This is a genomic window from Exiguobacterium sp. R-17 (assembly GCF_049913315.1).
Taxonomy (GTDB): domain Bacteria; phylum Bacillota; class Bacilli; order Exiguobacteriales; family Exiguobacteriaceae; genus Exiguobacterium_A.
Genome location: NZ_CP184372.1, coordinates 864,730 through 883,154 on the forward strand (window position 1 = coordinate 864,730; position 18,425 = coordinate 883,154).

Consider the following 18,425-nt stretch of genomic DNA (forward strand, 5'->3'; position numbering starts at 1 on the left):
CGGGAATAGTCGAACAGAGGTGATGAGATGATGATTTATGATACACAGGAAGCACGACAAATTGATGAGTGGGCACGGACATCTGGGCTACCGCTCGAGGTGTTAATGGAGCGAGCCGGAAGTCAGATCGCAACACAGATTAAAACGCGCCATTCGAAGAGGGAACGAATACTAATTTTGTGTGGAACCGGCAATAATGGTGGGGATGGTTATGTCATTGGTCGCGAACTGATACGTGACGGATTCGATGTCACGCTATTCACTCCGTTTGGAAAGAGTCGTTCGGATATTGCAACGATTCATACTCATTATGCAGAAGCGTTCGGACTTGTAGCCGAAAAACCATGTGGTCGATATGATGTCATTTTGGATGCCTTATACGGTACTGGATTTGATCCAGGTCGGATTAATCCGGAATTCGAGGCGCAGTGTACATTCGTATCGGAACAAAAGCAGCAAGGAGCACGCATCTATGCAATAGATGTACCGAGCGGTGTGCCAACGGACCATACTATAGGATTCAAAGAGATAGCGATTCGAGCAGATGCGACATTTCAATTGCATGCGATGAAACGATCTACCTTTTTGATACGGACGGCACCGTTTTATGGAGAATCAGAAACGCTAGATATCGGATTACCGGCTTTTGGTGAATGGCGCGTCTCACCGAAGGATCTGGCTTCCTTGTTTAAGCGGGAACCATACGGTCACAAGGGGACATACGGAACCGCATTATTGATTGGAGGAAGTGACACGATGCCGGGATCCATTCAACTTGCGACACGGGCAGCCCTAAGAACGGGAGTCGGTAAACTACAAGTCGCGACGACGTCACTTGCGAAACAGGGGATCGTCGTCCAAGCACCGGAAGCGATGGTCGTGGACCAGACGTTACCGGCGATTCAGAACGTGCTATCTTCCATATCAGCAGTTGGAATCGGTCCTGGTTTATCGCAAGAAGTAGCCGAAACATGGGTGGATCATCTACTTGAGAGTGATTTACCGGTAGTATTAGATGCCGGAGCACTAATAAAAGAAAGTTACCCAGAACGAACCGCGCCGATCATCGTCACACCGCATATTGGCGAATTCGCTCGGATGACGAATCAGACTGTTGCAAGTATTCAAGATGATCTATTCGGTCAAGCAACTGAGTATGCCGTCTTGCATCAAGTAACTGTCGTTTTGAAATCCCATGTCATTTTAATCGCTAAACCAAATGGAGGTGGGTTTGTCATCTCTGGTGCATCGAGTGGTCTTGCAAAGGGAGGAAGCGGGGATACCTTGTTTGGAATTTTAACGAGTCTCCTTGCGCAACATCCATCAGGAGATGTCGAAAGGACGCTAGCGCTAGGAGCAGAGTGGTATGCGCGTGCTTCAAAACAAGTTGAACGACGATTACATCCAAGTAGTTTGTTAGCAACGGATGTCATCGAAGAGTTAGGACGATTTGGGTTATAGGACAATAAATGTTAGAGAAAAGTCTTCCGCGACATGTATGAGGGAAGACTTTTCTTTTTAGGAAAGAATTGACACATTCGATACGATAGGAGTATCATCAAGCGATGTCGAAACCTATATACGAAAAATCTAATGGAAAGGAGGGAAATACATGGAGGACATTGTTCGGAAACAACAATGGTGGATCGGAAATTTTGCCCTTTTCATGATGCTCGTTGGCGCTTTAATCATTTATACGACGACGGAAGAGACGATAAAGAATGCATATTTAAGTCGTTCTGTCATTATTTCATTTTTAGTCCTCATGGGGATTTTTATTTTTTATATCAGTCGTCGTAAGATGGACGTGGTGTTGCAAACCCACTTATTGTCCTTGATATTGCTCGTTGTTCCAATCACTTCGATTAGTTTTTTACCTTATGCGGCGGTCACCGTTTGGGCTAGCAGTTTTTTGTTTTTAATGATCGCTTTGATTTCGTATCAACGAATCATGATGTGGTACGCCATCATCATTGCCATCGCAACTAGTTTTTACGTCATGTGGAATGCCGATACCGTGACGGTGAAAATTGATCCGACTGATCATTATGGACGAATTGGCATGATTATAATTGGTGTTTCCATCGCCCTTGTCATCAATCACTTGCATATCCGTAATTTAAATCGTTTGAATGATTTGGCGATACAACTACACGATACGGCACGCTGTGACGAAGAAACAGGTGTTTTGAATCGTCAAGGATTGAACGAAGTCGATTTCCCAAGACCTGATAAACAGCTCATTTTTGTCGGGATTCATTTAGAAAATTATTATGAGTTGGCACGGTATTTTGGAGAAGACATTCAGTCACAAGTGTTACGAGCATGTATTGAACGGCTCAAGCGAAAACTACCTCCTTATCAAGCGTTTGCTCGAATCGAAGCAGGAACGTTATTGATCGTCATGGAAAAGCCGGATAAGGTGGCATGTAAGGAAGCGATGGAAAAATTGAGTCAAGAAATTTCCATACCTTACGAAATCGAAGGGCATCATGTCTACGTCAACATATCCATCGTCATCGATAATGGAGAAGGGGCGACGGACAATCGGAAGCGTCGAGTACAGCAGTTATTGACTGCGCTACAGGAAGCCGCTCAACAAAATGAACGTGTGATGTGCATTGACCAAGCCTGGCGAAAGGATCAAGAATTGCGAGTCAAAGCAGCACAATCATTAGCACAGGCTAATATTGAAACGGACTTTCACCTCGTCTATCAACTGCAGTACGATGTTCGATCAGAGCAATTCATCGGTCTTGAAGCATTGGTTCGCTGGAAGACCTCGTTGCAAGGAGCTGATCGACCATCCGTCTTCATCCCGATTGCTGAAAAAAGTGACTTGATGATTCGTCTAGGAGAATGGATTTTTGAGGAAGGGTGTAAGACGCGTAAAGCATTGATCGGTCTCGTTCCGGATGAATTTACCTTATCGGTTAACGTATCGCCACGACAATTGACGAGTGAGTCATTCATGCCATTCATTGAACGAACGCTACTCAAGTATGCACTAAAGCCGCAACAGATTAAGATCGAGATCACGGAAAGTCAGTCGCTTGATTTTGAGAGTCAATCGATTCATCGAGCGCTCAAGCGCATCAAAACACTCGATTTTCCAGTTTCTCTTGATGATTTCGGGACTGGTCATGCCTCGTATCACGTCCTCGAACGTTTATTACCGTTACGTCAATTAAAGATTCCAAAGCAATTCATTGAACAAATCGGAGCATCAGAGAAACGACAATCGATCCTTGAGTCGATTTTTCAATTGAGTCAGTCGATGCATGTCGAATGTATCGTCGAGGGGGTAGAGACGGGAGAAGAAGTACGCATTGCCAAAGAAATCGGGATTCATTTATTCCAAGGCTACTTCTTCGCTAAACCGGTACCACTCGAAGAAATCATCTGTCTGCTACAAAAAACGAATGAAGGAACGATTCATTAATCCCTAAAAAGCCACTTCAGTCCGAACCTTTCGGAGAGAAGTGGCTTTTTCATACAGTATTTATGATTGGTACAGTCGATATTGATTTCGACCTTGTGTTTTTGCTTCATACAAAGCAGCATCTGCTTGCTTGAAGACCGTTTCAGCGGGTTGATGATGAGCGTAAGCAATTCCAGCAGATACCGTGATCGATACAGCGTGATCCTGCATGACAAATGGCGTTTGTTGAACGGCTGCCACAATTGTTTCTGCTAAATGAATAGGTTCGTAAAGGTCACAATCTGGAATGATGACGATGAACTCTTCACCGCCATATCGACCAACTGTGATAGGTGCGGGACAACGTTCATTCAATACAATCGAAAAATGGCGCAAGACAGCGTCGCCGACGGCGTGACCATGCGTGTCATTCACACTCTTGAAGTGGTCTAAGTCAAACAAGATAACCCCCCAAGAAGCTCTGTTTTTTTCAAGCGTCGTGACCTTTTCCAAAATGACATGTCGATTCGCAAGCCTTGTTAATTGATCGGTCGAAGCGAGATAGGATTGATAAGAGTAAAGAACAAAATGTTGTTGCAGGAGTAGTGACAAACGATAAAACAAAACGGCTCCGCCAATCGTTAAGACGAAATAAGGAATATAAATCGTCCTCCAGGCATCTACAGGGGAATTACTCGTAATCAGTCGCCAAAGAACAAGTAGAGAACCGACTGTCACGATGGCGGCAAAAAAATATCCTTGCCGTGTAATGAACCGACGACAAATAAATGACAGCATCAAAAAACCGAGTAGCGTCATGACAGAACTAAGTAAGGCATTTATAGAATCGCCATTATCGATTAAAAAACGATAAATCAAAAGCATTAATCCCGTCACTGTGATACTGATGTTACCACCGAATAAAGCGGATAAAGCGAGAGGTAACAAACGCAAATCAATCAGTGCGCCGTTTAAATCAATCGCATGATGCATAAGAAGAATACCGGTGATCCCATTAGCAAAACCAAAATACAGCCGAGTAGATATCATCGAGTCGGGTTGAATCGGTAAACGATCACGAAGCAGATAAAAGGCGAATGTAGAAACGAGAAAAATAATACAAATATTAATAAAAAAGATATTCACTGTAGCAAGCATCATGAAGCACTTCCTAGTTTAAAATTTAAAACGAAAATCATTGTAAGATATCTCAGAGTTCAATAACATGAAAAACGGAAAAAACAGCCTAATCGGCTGTTTTAACGAATCGGTGCAAATTTTTGAATCTCTTGAACGGCCTCATTCCATGAAGCGACACGAATAACATTATTCGGTACGGCTTTACGGTTATAAGGTGCGTCGAACAAAATCACAGGGATGAATGTATCTTCTGCGATCTGCACAGCATTCTCTAATCGATCTTCCATAAACAAATCGAGTGATAAATCACGGACGACTTGTACTTTGTCGTGTGATCCCGTCATGATTAAGGAATCAAGAGGAAGTTCATGTTGTTTGATCCACTCTTCAGTTACAGGACGAACGAGTTCCGATCGTGCTGTCACGTAATGGAGATCATATTGCTTCCGCAAATTCCATAAGTGGTGGCGAACATGTTCTTGAGGGATGGACTCACGATAAATTCCTGTCTCGTGACCAGAATTCACCATGTAGTCCCAAAATTCGATTTGATTCATATCCGTATACGTATGCAATTCATATTCAGACGCCTGATTGAAGTCAATCGACGTTCCGAGATGTTTATTCATGTAAGTGAAGCAAGAGGATGGATGTGTGATCGTTCCATCGATGTCGATTCCAATTTTCATTTACAGTCACCCACGTTCTAAGAATTTTTCTTCACTTAGTATAACATAGTCGAAATCGAGATACGAAAAAAGACTCCTCATGAAAGAGGAGTCCCTATCTTATACGTGATTTGCTTTTTCGGCTTCTTTTTCAGCCTGTTTTTCGAGGACGATGGCATCGATCTCTTTTTTCAATTCTTCGACCATTGTTGCTTCTGGTACTTTACGAATGATTTCTCCATGGCGGAACAACAATCCTTCGTTGCGAGCGCCGGCGATACCGATATCGGCTTCACGTGCTTCACCAGGACCGTTGACTGCACAACCAAGAACAGCAACTTTGATGTTCGCTTGGATATTTTCGATATAGTCTTCGATTTCTGCAGCGATCGACATCAAATCGATTTCGATCCGACCACATGTTGGACATGAGATCAATGTCGCCGCATTGGCTGCGAGACCAAATGATTTCAAGACTTCTTTTGCGACTTTTACTTCTTCGACAGGGTCTGCTGAAAGAGATACACGAACCGTGTTTCCGATTCCGCGTGAGAGGATCGCTCCAAGTCCTGCTGCTGATTTTAATGAACCAGAACGTAGTGGACCCGATTCCGTAATCCCAACGTGAAGTGGATAATCAAACGATTCAGAAGCAAGTTGATATGCTTCAAGCGCCAACTGTACGTCTGATGCTTTCAATGAAACGATGATGTCATGAAAGTCGAGGTCTTCAAGGATCTTGATGTGGTGCAAGGCACTTTCGACCATACCACGTGCTGTTGGATAACCGTATTTTTCGAGAATGTGCTTTTCGAGTGAACCAGCGTTTACCCCAATACGGATTGGGATGTTTTTCGCTTTTGCTGCTGTCACGACGGCTTCGACTTTTTCGCGGCGACCGATATTACCTGGGTTGATCCGGATTTTATCGACGCCAGCTTCGATCGCCATGAGCGCGAGTTTATAGTTGAAGTGGATGTCTACGACAAGCGGAATGTTGATTCGGCTTTTGATTTCTGCAAGTGCGAGCGCATCACGTTCTTCTGGACAAGCGACGCGGACGATTTGGCAACCAGCTTCTTCAAGACGTAGGATTTCAGCGACTGTCGCTTCGACGTCGTGTGTTTTAGTTGTCGTCATACTTTGGATGATGACTTCATTATTTCCACCAATGACAAGGTCCCCTACACGAACGGGACGAGTCTTAGAGCGATGGACCATTTTCGGCATATCGAAAATCTCCTTTTGTGGCATACCGCCATATTGTTTATGTTTACCTTTTCTATCATATCGAACTATTCCCTAAAAATCGAGAAACAAGAACGAAAATCGAACATTTACAATTGTTTAATGAAAGTAGGGCGTCCGTCAATCCGTCGGACGCCTGATTTTGATACTCATCGAGATTTACGTGACGCGCGGGGTTTCGAGTAACGGGCGATCCATAATGGCACTAACGTGTAAATGAAGTGCCCGAGGATGAGTAAAGCGACTCCTATTTGATGATGCCCCAATTGGTAAAGAAGCATGCCAAGGGGGAAGGTCCATAGATTCGTTGCAACCGTGTAAGGGAACGTCTGACGATATGCCCATGGGCGGGGGAGTAACAGACGAACGAATCCTTTCGTCAGATATGCCATCAAGAGCAAATACAGTAAGACCGCGATAGCGATGAAGATGAAGTGGAGAACGAACCAAATCACGATTGGAATATCTTTTTGTAAAAAGAAGGAATCGATGATCGTCGTCCATAGTGAAATCCAAGCCAATCCACAGAAATACAAAGAAACATCTGATAGACGAAGTCGTAAAAACGAGCGGTTTGGAATTAATGAAGTTTGTAAGTAATTAATGAGTTGACGTAAAAAAGACAAGAATATCACTCTTTCCATTGTTTTATAACAGATTTTTTGGTTTGTCTATTTGTTCATAAATAAAGGAATTATTGTAGTGGTACAGATTAATAAAACCTTAACAATTGGATGTCGGGAAAACTGTTTACAAGTTCATTAGACCTTTACATAATAGGGGGAGTCGAAAAAATAAACTTTACAAACACATCAATCCACATCAAATAAAGGAGCTGGCAAGATGAACTATGATTTGCAGGAAATGATTTTTACCTTCATCGGTGGACTAGGGATTTTCCTTTTCGGTATTAAGTATATGGGAGATGGTCTCCAAAAAACAGCGGGAGACCGATTACGTTATATCCTCGATAAGTATACGACGAATCCACTATTAGGTATCTTAGCAGGTATCGTCGTCACGATATTGATTCAATCGTCATCCGGTACGACTGTCATCGTCGTCGGACTCGTGAGTGCAGGTCTGATGAATTTACGACAAGCAATTGGTGTCGTCATGGGAGCGAACATCGGTACGACGATCACGGCCTTTATCATCGGCTTCAACGTTAAAGAAGCGGCACTTCCGGCAATCGCCATTGGTGCTTTCTTGATCTTCTTCTTCAATAAAGAACGTGTTCAGTATATCGGACAGATTTTCTTTGGTTTCGGTGCATTGTTTTACGGTCTCACATTGATGGGGGACGGGATGGCTCCGCTCGAATCAAGTGCCTGGTTCCGAGAGTTGACTGTCTCGATGTCGGATAACCCATTGCTTGGTGTATTCGTCGGAACTATCTTTACAGTTCTTGTTCAGTCGTCATCTGCGACGATTGGTATCTTACAGGAGTTGTATGCTGGTGGCATGATCGATATCAAAGCGGCACTACCGGTCTTGTTCGGTGATAACATTGGAACAACGATTACGGCAGTACTTGCAGCACTTGGTGCGTCGATCGCAGCCAAACGGACAGCCGCCGCACACGTCATCTTCAATATCATCGGAACAATTTTGTTCTTGATCGCATTACCAGTGTTCTCAAGCTTCATCGCATGGATTACAGACGCGCTTGGTTTAGAACCGAAAATGCAAATCGCTTTTGCACACGGAACGTTCAATGTCGTCAACACATTGATTCAATGTTGGTTCATCGCACAAATCGCATGGCTCGTTCAAAAAATCGTACCAGGTACGGATACGACGATCGATTCAAAACCGCGTCATCTCGATCAAAACATCTTAAATCAATCTTCTACGCTTGCTTTAAACCAAGCGAAACTTGAAGTTTTGCGTATGGGTGAATTCTCAAAAGACGCACTTGCAAAAGCACACCGTTACACGCAATCGCATGATAAAAAAGATGTTTCAGAATCCGAGCAGATTGAATATGCGATCAACCACCTGAATACAGAAGTGACGAGTTATCTCGTTAAAGTAGCAGCACATGATTTATCAGAACGTGAATCAAACGATCATTCGTTATTGATGCACGCCGTCAATGACTTTGAGCGGATTGGTGATCATGTTGAGAATATCGTTGAATTAATCGACTTCCAGATCGTCAACCGGATTCAGTTCACCACATCTGCGAAGCGAGAGCTCGATGAGATGTATGTCCTGACACAAGAAATCGTCGCTTGTGCGATTCGCGCCGTCGAAGAAGACGATATCACGCGGGCACGAAAAGTTCTTGAACTTGAAGGGAAACTTGATGCACTCGAACGTTCATTCCGTAAACATCATGTACTTCGCGTGAATGCTGGTGAATGTACAGGACAAGCAGGAATGATCTTCGTCGACTTACTTTCAAACCTTGAACGAATCGGCGATCACGCTGTGAACATCACGGATCTCGTCCTTGAACAGCGGACAGCATTAACGAACTAAGTATAGACGTATTTTAATACAGCTGATTTCGAAAAAAATGAAATCAGCTGTTTATTTTTTTGAAATAGCATATTGACAAGTTTCGTCACATCTCGTAATCTAGTAAGAGTAAGAAACATACATCATGGCGGTGTAGCTCAGCTGGCTAGAGCGTACGGTTCATACCCGTGAGGTCGTGGGTTCGACTCCCTCCGCCGCTACTATTACTTAAGGACCCTTAGCTCAGCTGGTTAGAGCTGACGGCTCATAACCGTCCGGTCGCAGGTTCGAGCCCTGCAGGGTCCATTCAGTAGAACGCTTCTCGTTGAAAAACGGGAAGCGTTTATTTTTGTTCGCTCGGGGAATAGTAAAGGTATTGTAATAATATTCATACTATAGTAACTAAGGGAGAGCGAAGAGAGATGGAACGTAACCATACGATGATGCAGTTTTTCGAGTGGCATGTAGAGAATGATGGAAAGCACTGGCAACGTTTGAAAGAACGAGCGCCTGAATTGCGTGCTGCCGGCATCACGTCCGTGTGGATTCCTCCAGCATCGAAAGGTCAGTCGGATGAAGATACAGGATACGGCATCTATGATGTCTATGACTTAGGCGAGTTCGATCAAAAAGGAACGGTCCGGACGAAATATGGTACAAAGGATGAGCTGGTCGAAGCAATCGAAGTTGCTCACGAGAACGATATCGCTGTTTATGCGGATGTTGTCATGAACCATAAAGCTGCAGCAGACGAACTCGAGACGATTAAAGTAGTGGAAGTTAACCCAGAAGACCGATCGAAAGAAATTTCAGAAGAGTTTGAAATCGATGCGTGGACGAAGTTTACTTTCCCAGGTCGTAATGGAAAGTATTCGGATTTCGTCTGGACACACGAATTCTTCAATGGAACGGATTTTGACGCGCGCGAAGAAAAAACAGGGATCTTTAAGATTTCCGGAAATAATAAGGATTGGAACAACCAAGTAGATGATGAGTTCGGCAATTATGACTATCTCATGTTTGCAAACATCGACTACAATCATCCGACGGTACGGGAAGAAATGATCCGTTGGGGACACTGGTTCAAGGACACGATCGATTGCCAAGGCTTCCGTCTTGATGCGATCAAGCATATCAACTATGAATTTGTCCGTGAATTCGCGAAATCGATGATGGAAAGCAGCGAAGGCGATTTTTACATGGTCGGCGAGTTTTGGAAGTCAGACCTCGACGATTGCCGTCATTTCCTGGACAGTGTCGACTACACGATCGATTTGTTTGATGTTCCGCTTCATTATAAGTTCCATGAAGCTTCCAAGCAGGGAGAAAAATTTGATTTAACGACATTGTTTGCGGATACGCTCGTCGAGTCGCATCCGACGAATGCCGTGACGTTCGTCGACAATCACGATTCACAGCCTGGCGAGTCGTTAGAATCATGGGTGGATGACTGGTTCAAGCAACATGCCTATGCAGCGATCTTGTTGCGTAAGGACGGATATCCATGTGTCTTTTACGGGGATTACTATGGCGTCCAAGGACCGACCCCTGTCGAAGGGAAAAAAGAGATGATCAATGCCCTACTCTATACGCGCTATCATAAAGCATACGGAGAACAACAGGATTATCTTGATGACCCGCACTGTGTAGGCTGGGTTCGTCTTGGTGTCGATGAAATCGAGAACTCGGGTTGTGCCGTGTTGCTTTCGAACGCCGACATGTGCGAGAAACGCATGTTCGTCGGTGAAGAGCGTGCGGGTCAAGAATGGTTCGACTATACGAACCATCAAGATCATCCAGTCGTGATCGACGAAGAAGGATTTGGTGTCTTCCCGGTTCCGGGCGGAGGCGTCTCTGTTTTTGCTCCGCGAGAAGTCGAGTGAATCCGAGGGTCTTGACTTGCGTCAACACAGGTTCTTTTGCTAGTCTTAAAGGGTATTGAAGTTTTCGAAAATAGCACAAAGGGGGACATGAACATGTCAAAATTTGAATTACCAGAACTCGGCTACGCTTATGATGCGCTTGAGCCACATATCGATGCTCGTACGATGGAGATTCACCACACGAAACACCACAACACGTATGTCACGAACGTGAATACGGCGCTTGAGGGTACAGAACATGAAGGAAAGTCACTTGAAGAACTTCTTCAAAACTTGGATGCTCTCCCAGCAAACATTCAAACTGCAGTCCGTAACAACGGTGGCGGTCACTGGAACCACTCATTCTTCTGGAAATTGTTGAAGAAAAACGATGGCGCTGCTCCAACAGGGGAACTTGCAACAGCAATCGACGAAGCATTCGGATCATTTGATGCATTCAAAGATGAGTTCGCGAAAGCAGCAACAACTCGTTTCGGTTCTGGTTGGGCTTGGTTGATCGTTGACGGTGGGAAATTGGCAGTCGTTTCGACTCCAAACCAAGATACACCAGTCATGGAAGGCAAAACGCCAATCCTCGGTCTTGATGTTTGGGAACATGCATACTATCTCAACTATCAAAACCGTCGTCCGGATTACATCAATGCATTCTTCAACGTCGTTGATTGGGACCACGTAGCGAAGCTTTACGCTGACGCGAAGTAATGGAAAGAAGCGTATCGTTCAATTGTGAACGATACGCTTTTTTTAATGCGGAAAATCATGGGATAGGTTGTTATGGAAAGTTTCCTTCTATATAATGAAACAAGATGACTTTTGAACGATAGGGGAGTACGCCATGGCTAAACGAATCACCGTACGAGGAAGACGGCGTAATCATCTGCCGCTTCGTCTGAATTTAATGTTCTTCGTCGTTTTTTTATTGTTCGCGATTTTGATTTTCCGTCTAGGAGTCGTTCAAATCGTCAATGGTGAAAAAATTTCGCGGGAAGTCCAAAAAACGGAGATGACTGCATCAAAGTATGAAGTACCACGTGGTAAGATTTATGACCGGGATGGTCGTCTACTTGTCGATACAATTTCTAAATACTCCATTGTATATCGTCGCGCACAATCGACGAAAGTAGATGAACGTATTGAAATCGCGCAGCGTCTCGCAGCAATCATTGATCTGCCTAAAAAAGACTGGAAAGTCACGGAACGTGATATCAAGGATTTTTGGGTCGCAACAAACACGGAAGAGTCGGATCGTCGTTACCAAGCAGCAGTGAAAAAGAAGTATCCTTCAACGGAAGCGCAAAGTAAGCTTTCGATTGCGGAACAAGATCAAATTCGCCTAGATGCGATCACGAAAAAAGATATCGATTATGATGACAAGACAATGGAAGTCATCGCGATCAAACATAACATGGAAGTCGGTTACGCACTTGATCCGCAACTCGTCAAGCTCGGTGCGTCTGCAAAAGAGATGGCAATCATCGATGAAAATTTAGAAGATTTGAAAGGTGTATCGGTCGAACCGTTTTACGAACGCTCTTATCCGTATGAAGGAACACTTCGAAACATCTTCGGAAAGTACTCGAAGATTCCGGCAGAACAACAAGCGGAGTTCAAAGCAAAAGGATATAGTTTGAATGATCGTGTCGGGACTTCGTTCCTTGAGCAACAGTACGAAGATCTTCTGCGCGGGAAACCGGCATACGATGTGTACGAAACGTTTAATGGAGAACCGGTCGGTGATCCAAAACGTGAAGAAGGCGAGTCCGGGAAGGACCTCGTTCTAACCGTTGATGCGGAATACAATAAAAAAGTAGATCAAATCATGCAACAAGCGATCAAAATGGGTCGTGGTATGGGTAGTCGTTATTTAAAAGAAGGATATGCCGTCGTCATGAATCCACAAACTGGTGAGATTTTAGCGATGTCAGGTCAAAAGCTTGATCCTTCGACTGGGAAGTTCACGGATGTAGCGATTAATAATGTCTTGACGTCTCTTCAAATCGGTTCAACGATCAAAGGTGCGACAGTTGCGATGGGACTACAGGAAGGTGTCATTCGTCAAAACGAAGTCATCAATGATGCGCCGATCACAATCGGAGGTACAAAAAAAGGGTCATATGTTAACATGGGACCGATTACGGATTTAACGGCGCTTGAGCGTTCGTCAAACGTCTATATGTTTAACATTGCGATGCGGATGGCGAAGTATCCAAGCAATGGGATCGCTGGTGCGAGCGTGGATGCAGCAGCAGCCATCATGCAGAATTACTATAGCCAGTTCGGTCTTGGGGTGACGACGGGTGTTGATTTGCCGTACGAAGCAAAAGGTGTTCAAGGAACGCCAGACCGTGTCACATTGCTGATGGACCGAGTCATTGGACAGTACGATGCTTTCACGCCGCTTCAAGTCGCGCAGTACATTTCAACACTTGCGAACGGTGGTTATCGTGTTCAGCCTCATTTCTTAAAAGAAGTATTAGCGTCGAACTCGATTGAAAAGGGTACGAAAAAAGTCGATTACAGCTTTAAAACGAATTATCTGAACCGGATTGAAGTCAGTCAAGATAATATTGATCATGTCCGGGAAGGGTTGCACCGTGTTGTAAAAGGTGAGCGTGGTACAGCGAAAGTCATCGCACAAACTGGAATCGATGCTGCAGCGAAAACAGGTACTGCACAGGTCAGCGTCTATGGGGATGACGGAATCGCCTTACGTGACGGTAGCGGGCAACCGGTTCGTTCATTGAACTCAAACCTTGTCGGTTGGGCACCGTATGACAATCCAGAGATGGCGTGGGCCGTGTTCCTTCCTTATATGGAACAAGAGACTGTCAACTCGAAAATCGGTCATGATCTTGTCAAAGCGTACTTCAACGTAAAGGACGTACCGTGGCAGACTAAGCCAAATTAACTAGAAACTAAGCGAGAGTGAGCAATCACTCTCGCTTTTTTTTGTTTGTATTGACCTTTTTTTATAATGGATTTCGAATTGTAAACACTAAAAAACACGCCTTTACAATTCTTTTACGTTGGATTCATTTCGTTTTAATAGTTCATCCGTAGTATAAGTCTTGTAAGGAAAACGGATAAAAAGTCGTAGCATCGTCAGCGACATACTTTCGAGGAGGAAAATTAATCATGTCTTGGATGAAAAAAACAGCACTCATCACAACGGTAGCATCAATCGCAGTAGTGGGGGCAGCATGTGGTAACGATAAAGGCGGTTCTGCTAGTTCATCTGATTTAAAAGGGAAAATCGCAATCGACGGTTCTTCTACAGTCTTCCCGATCATGGAAGCTGTCGGTGAAGAATATTCAACGGAACAACCTGACGTAAATGTCACAGTCGGTGTCTCTGGTACGGGTGGCGGATTCAAACGCTTCGTCGTCGGTGAAACGGATCTTTCGAACGCATCGCGTGAAATTAAAGAAGAAGAAGCAGCTGAAGCGAAAAAGAACAACATCGAATATACAAAACTTTCACTTGCATATGATGGTCTAACTGTTGCAGTCAGCAAAGATAATACATGGGTAAAAGAACTCTCGCTTGATCAACTCGAAAAGATTTGGCTCGACCCAAACGTTAAGACTTGGAAAGATGTTGATTCTTCTTACCCGGCTGAACCACTGAAGTTCTTCAGCCCAGGGAAAGATTCAGGAACATTCGACTTCTTCTCTGAAAAAGTACTTGAGAAGAAAGACATGCGTAAAGACGTTCAACTGTCTGAGGACGATAACGTACTCGTCAAAGGGGTTGAAGGAACGAAAGGTGCGATTGGTTACTTCGGTTATGCCTACTACGCTGAAAATAAAGATAAGTTAAAAGAAGTACCACTTTCAGCTGAAGGAAAAGATGCTGTCGATCCAACACCAGAAACAATCAAGGATTTATCTTACCCGCTGTCACGTGAAATCTACACGTACGTCAACAACAAATCATTGAACGATAAAAAACAGGTGGCAGACTTCGTGAAATTTGCGAACGAAAACGCTGGAGATTTAGCTGAAGAAGTCGGTTATATCAAAATGCCACAAGATCGTTACGATGAAAACACAAAAGCAATCGAAGATGCAATGAAATAATCATCGAGTCATGAGGATGGCCCAACCGGGGAAGTCTGTACCGGTTGGGTCCCGTTCTCATGTCAAGAAGGAGTAGGGAGCGAAGAAGGATGAATTCAACACCCAATAAATCGGTTCGCGAGCTGATTCAACAGAACCGACAGCAAAAATTCAGTGTGAAAAACGTCATGGAACGCATCATGCCGATCGTTTTATTTCTGTGTGCGTTCGTCTCGGTCGTTACGACCATCGGCATCATTCTCACGTTAGTCATTGAAACCGAGCATTTCTTTGAAGTCGTTCCGTTCAAGGAATTTTTCGGCAGTACGAGCTGGTATCCACTGAACTCTCAACCAGAGTATGGGATTTGGCCGCTTGTCGTCGGTACACTTGAGATTACCGTGATTGCGATGCTAGTTGCCGTGCCGATCGGCCTCACGTCTGCGATTTATTTAAGTGAGTATGCGTCAGACCGTGCACGCCGTATCTTAAAACCGATTTTAGAAGTCTTAGCTGGTGTTCCGACGATCGTTTTCGGATTCTTCGCGTTGACGTTCGTCACACCACTACTCGTTAAATTAATTCCAGGCATTCAAATCTACAATGCGCTCAGTCCGGGGATCGTCGTCGGTATCATGATCATTCCAATGATCGCCTCGATTTCTGAGGATGCGATGAGCTCTGTCCCGAAAAAAATTCGTGACGGTGCGCTCGCTCTTGGTTCGACACGTCTTGAAGTCGCATTAAAAGTCGTTGTTCCCGCTGCCTTGTCCGGAATCATTGCTTCAATCGTACTCGGAATGTCTCGGGCAATTGGTGAGACGATGATCGTGACGATCGCTGGTGGTTCGAATCCGACAGCTGCTGTTAATCCACTCGAGCCGGTCCAGACGATGACTGCGTATATCGTTCAGGTCGCTTTAGGCGATGCTGGATTTGGAACAGTTGAATATTACAGTATCTATGCGGTTGGTACGCTCTTGTTCGTCTTTACGTTATTGATGAACTTACTCGCGAACTGGATCACACGCCGCTTCAGAGAGGAGTATTAAGATGGCCTTACCAGAAAAGCAACCTGTCACAAAAAAATTCATCGACCCGGTCGCAGTTAAGAAATCCATTAGCCAACGCCTCGTCGTCAACAATGTAACGAAAGTCATTTTCCTCGTCGGTCTGTTTTTCGGTCTCGTCGTCTTAGGTATTCTCCTATTCGGCGTCATCCGTGACGGTGCTTCGTGGTTATCACTTGAATTTCTACAAAACGCACCATCTCGTCGTGCGGAACGTGCCGGAATCTATCCAGCGTTAATGGGATCGATCTTCTTGATGCTCCTGATCATCCCGATGATTTTCATCATTGGTGTTGGAGCAGCAATTTATTTAGAAGAATATGCAAAAAAGAGTCGGATGACATCGTTCATCGAGGTCAATATCTCGAACCTCGCAGGTGTTCCGTCAATTGTCTTCGGACTACTCGGATTAACCTTCTTCGTCCGTAATATGGGCTTTGGTTCGACGTTGATTGCTGGAGCTTTGACACTCGCATTGATGAGTCTTCCGGTCGTCATCGTTTCTTCTCAAGAAGCAATTCGCGCCGTGCCACAAGCGATGCGCCATGCATCACTCGCACTCGGTGCATCGAAATGGCAAACGACGTTCAAAGTCGTTCTTCCGGCATCACTTCCGGGAGTCATTACAGGAATCATCTTAGCTGTATCTCGAGCGATCGGTGAGACCGCACCGTTGATCATGGTCGGAGCTGCCATTTTCATCGCCCGTGCGCCAGAAGGGATCTTTTCAGAGTTCACGGCATTACCGATTCAAATCTATAACTGGACAAGTCGTCCACAAGCGGACTTCCAAGGTCTTGCAGCAGCAGGAATCATCATCTTGATGGTCATTCTCTTGACAATGAACTCGCTTGCGATCTGGATCCGGAACCGATTTTCTAAACGCTATTAATCGAACGAGATAGAAGGGATTTCTTTTAAGGAGGAAGACAGATGATGGATACGAAGCTGAATACGAAATCAGTCGTCACAGAAGGGGCAGAGCGTATGAACCAACCAGTAGTAGCACGCGAGAGCGTCTATAACGTTAAAAATTTAAATTTATGGTACGGTGACGATCACGCGCTTAAAGATGTCAATCTTGATATCAAAAAAAATGAAGTTACGGCAATTATTGGACCGTCAGGATGCGGTAAATCGACATTCATCAAAACATTGAACCGGATGGTCGAACTCGTTCCGATCGTTCGAACGAATGGTGTCATTGAGTATCACGGACGTAATATCTTTGAAAAAGAGTATGGTGTTGAAGAATTACGGACGTCTGTCGGAATGGTCTTTCAGCAACCGAATCCATTCCCAAAATCAATTTACGATAACATCGCATATGGTCCACGTGTCCATGGCGTTAAAAACAAAAAAATCCTTGATGAGATCGTGGAACGTAGTTTACGCCGAGCAGCGATTTGGGATGAAGTTAAAGATCGCTTAAATGAAAATGCCTATGGTCTTTCGGGTGGTCAACAACAACGTCTCTGTATCGCGCGTTGCCTCGCGATCGAGCCGGATGTCATTTTGATGGATGAGCCGACATCGGCACTTGACCCGATTTCTACATTAAAAGTAGAAGAACTCGTCCAAGAGTTGAAATCGGACTACTCAATTATCATCGTCACGCACAACATGCAGCAAGCTGCACGTGTATCTGACAAAACAGCATTCTTCTTGAATGGTGAAGTCGTCGAGTTCGATCAAACAGACCGGATCTTTGGAAATCCGACCGACAAACGGACGGAAGATTACATTTCAGGACGATTCGGATAAGAAGGGGAGACGAGACGAATGGCAGCGAACCGTACAATTTTTGGAGAAAACCTTGCAATACTCGATCAAAAAGTCTTTTTACTAGCACGAAAAACGATGCAACAAATCGCAACGACAGCAGAGGCGCTCGAAAAATATGATCAAGATATCGCGCGTGGTGTCATTGCGAACGACAATGAACTCGATGATCTTGAACTCGAAATCAACGATGATGCGATCCTTTTAATCGCGAAGCAACAACCGGTTGCGACGGATTTACGACGGATCATCACGGCGATGAAGATTTCATCGGATCTCGAGCGGATTGCGGATTATGCAGGAAATATTTCAAAAGCAGTCCTTCGTGTCGAAACATTTCCATACGTCATCGATATCTCCTTGTTGAAGGAAGCGTTTGAGACATTACTTGATATGACGGAAACCGCAATCGTTGCGTATCGTGACGGAGATGTCGAAAAAGCAAAAGCACTGTCTGATCTCGACAATGTCATCGATGAGACGACATACAAGGCGCTTCGTCAGTATATGCGTCATATGTCCTTGCAACCAATTGTTGTCGATGAAGTCATGCAATTCACGAACATTTGCCGATATATCGAGCGAATGGGTGACCACTTGACGAACGTCGGGGAACATCTGATCTATCTCGAAAAAGGAAAACATTATGATTTAAATGGGTGAACTAAGTAGGCAGGAGGAATTTCCT

General features: G+C 44.5%; 15 protein-coding genes and 2 tRNA genes. 13 read left to right on the forward strand and 4 right to left on the reverse strand.

The window, feature by feature from the left end:
• Nucleotides 1-27: 27 nt before the first annotated feature.
• Nucleotides 28-1,461, forward strand: coding sequence for an NAD(P)H-hydrate dehydratase (locus ACN9MT_RS04460; RefSeq protein ID WP_426272849.1), 1,434 nt, complete (start codon nt 28-30; stop codon nt 1,459-1,461).
• Nucleotides 1,462-1,612: 151 nt separating this feature from the next.
• Nucleotides 1,613-3,442 (forward strand): EAL domain-containing protein, encoded by a 1,830-nt coding sequence (locus ACN9MT_RS04465; RefSeq protein WP_426272850.1) that lies wholly within the window; start codon nt 1,613-1,615, stop codon nt 3,440-3,442.
• Between the two features lie 60 nt (nt 3,443-3,502).
• On the opposite strand, the gene ACN9MT_RS04470 is transcribed toward ACN9MT_RS04465, so the two are convergent.
• The 4 genes from ACN9MT_RS04470 to ACN9MT_RS04485 all read right to left on the reverse strand — a co-directional run bounded on the left by ACN9MT_RS04470 (nt 3,503) and on the right by ACN9MT_RS04485 (nt 7,112).
• Nucleotides 3,503-4,582 (reverse strand): GGDEF domain-containing protein, encoded by a 1,080-nt coding sequence (locus tag ACN9MT_RS04470; protein ID WP_426272851.1) that lies wholly within the window; start codon nt 4,580-4,582, stop codon nt 3,503-3,505.
• A gap of 98 nt (nt 4,583-4,680) precedes the next feature.
• Complete coding sequence (locus ACN9MT_RS04475) at nt 4,681-5,250, reverse strand: 5' nucleotidase, NT5C type (RefSeq protein ID WP_251137900.1); 570 nt, start codon at nt 5,248-5,250, stop codon at nt 4,681-4,683.
• Between the two features lie 99 nt (nt 5,251-5,349).
• Nucleotides 5,350-6,459 carry a flavodoxin-dependent (E)-4-hydroxy-3-methylbut-2-enyl-diphosphate synthase gene (gene ispG, locus ACN9MT_RS04480; protein ID WP_035409173.1) on the reverse strand — a complete coding sequence of 370 codons (1,110 nt, stop codon included), beginning with the start codon at nt 6,457-6,459 and terminating at the stop codon, nt 5,350-5,352.
• Nucleotides 6,460-6,626: 167 nt separating this feature from the next.
• Nucleotides 6,627-7,112 carry a hypothetical protein gene (locus ACN9MT_RS04485; protein ID WP_426273460.1) on the reverse strand — a complete coding sequence of 162 codons (486 nt, stop codon included), beginning with the start codon at nt 7,110-7,112 and terminating at the stop codon, nt 6,627-6,629.
• Nucleotides 7,113-7,320: 208 nt separating this feature from the next.
• Between ACN9MT_RS04485 and ACN9MT_RS04490 the strand changes: the two genes are divergently transcribed.
• The 11 genes from ACN9MT_RS04490 to phoU all read left to right on the forward strand — a co-directional run bounded on the left by ACN9MT_RS04490 (nt 7,321) and on the right by phoU (nt 18,400).
• The gene (locus tag ACN9MT_RS04490) at nt 7,321-8,964 is read left to right on the forward strand and encodes a Na/Pi cotransporter family protein (protein WP_426272852.1); all 1,644 of its coding nucleotides are present in this window, start codon (nt 7,321-7,323) and stop codon (nt 8,962-8,964) included.
• A 126-nt stretch (nt 8,965-9,090) separates the two neighbouring features.
• Nucleotides 9,091-9,164, forward strand: a tRNA-Met gene (locus ACN9MT_RS04495).
• Between the two features lie 11 nt (nt 9,165-9,175).
• Nucleotides 9,176-9,249 (forward strand) — tRNA-Ile (locus tag ACN9MT_RS04500).
• 116 nt (nt 9,250-9,365) lie between these two features.
• On the forward strand, nt 9,366-10,826 hold the full coding sequence (locus ACN9MT_RS04505) for an alpha-amylase (RefSeq protein WP_290754776.1): 1,461 nt from the start codon (nt 9,366-9,368) through the stop codon (nt 10,824-10,826).
• A gap of 93 nt (nt 10,827-10,919) precedes the next feature.
• Complete coding sequence (locus ACN9MT_RS04510) at nt 10,920-11,528, forward strand: superoxide dismutase (protein ID WP_214854880.1); 609 nt, start codon at nt 10,920-10,922, stop codon at nt 11,526-11,528.
• Nucleotides 11,529-11,661: 133 nt separating this feature from the next.
• A complete protein-coding gene (locus ACN9MT_RS04515) occupies nt 11,662-13,734 on the forward strand; it encodes a peptidoglycan D,D-transpeptidase FtsI family protein (protein WP_426272853.1) in 2,073 nt (690 codons plus the stop codon).
• Between the two features lie 227 nt (nt 13,735-13,961).
• Nucleotides 13,962-14,906 carry a PstS family phosphate ABC transporter substrate-binding protein gene (locus tag ACN9MT_RS04520; protein ID WP_290754778.1) on the forward strand — a complete coding sequence of 315 codons (945 nt, stop codon included), beginning with the start codon at nt 13,962-13,964 and terminating at the stop codon, nt 14,904-14,906.
• Nucleotides 14,907-14,995: 89 nt separating this feature from the next.
• Nucleotides 14,996-15,937: a phosphate ABC transporter permease subunit PstC gene (pstC, locus tag ACN9MT_RS04525; protein ID WP_035409160.1), complete on the forward strand. Its 942-nt coding sequence runs from the start codon at nt 14,996-14,998 to the stop codon at nt 15,935-15,937.
• 1 nt (nt 15,938) lies between these two features.
• Entirely contained in the window at nt 15,939-16,847 is a 909-nt protein-coding gene (gene pstA / locus ACN9MT_RS04530) for a phosphate ABC transporter permease PstA (protein ID WP_035409158.1), read from the forward strand.
• A gap of 95 nt (nt 16,848-16,942) precedes the next feature.
• Entirely contained in the window at nt 16,943-17,719 is a 777-nt protein-coding gene (gene pstB, locus ACN9MT_RS04535; RefSeq protein ID WP_052019099.1) for a phosphate ABC transporter ATP-binding protein PstB, read from the forward strand.
• An 18-nt stretch (nt 17,720-17,737) separates the two neighbouring features.
• Nucleotides 17,738-18,400, forward strand: a complete 663-nt coding sequence (gene phoU / locus ACN9MT_RS04540; protein ID WP_035409154.1) for a phosphate signaling complex protein PhoU — start codon at nt 17,738-17,740, stop codon at nt 18,398-18,400.
• Nucleotides 18,401-18,425: the final 25 nt, after the last annotated feature.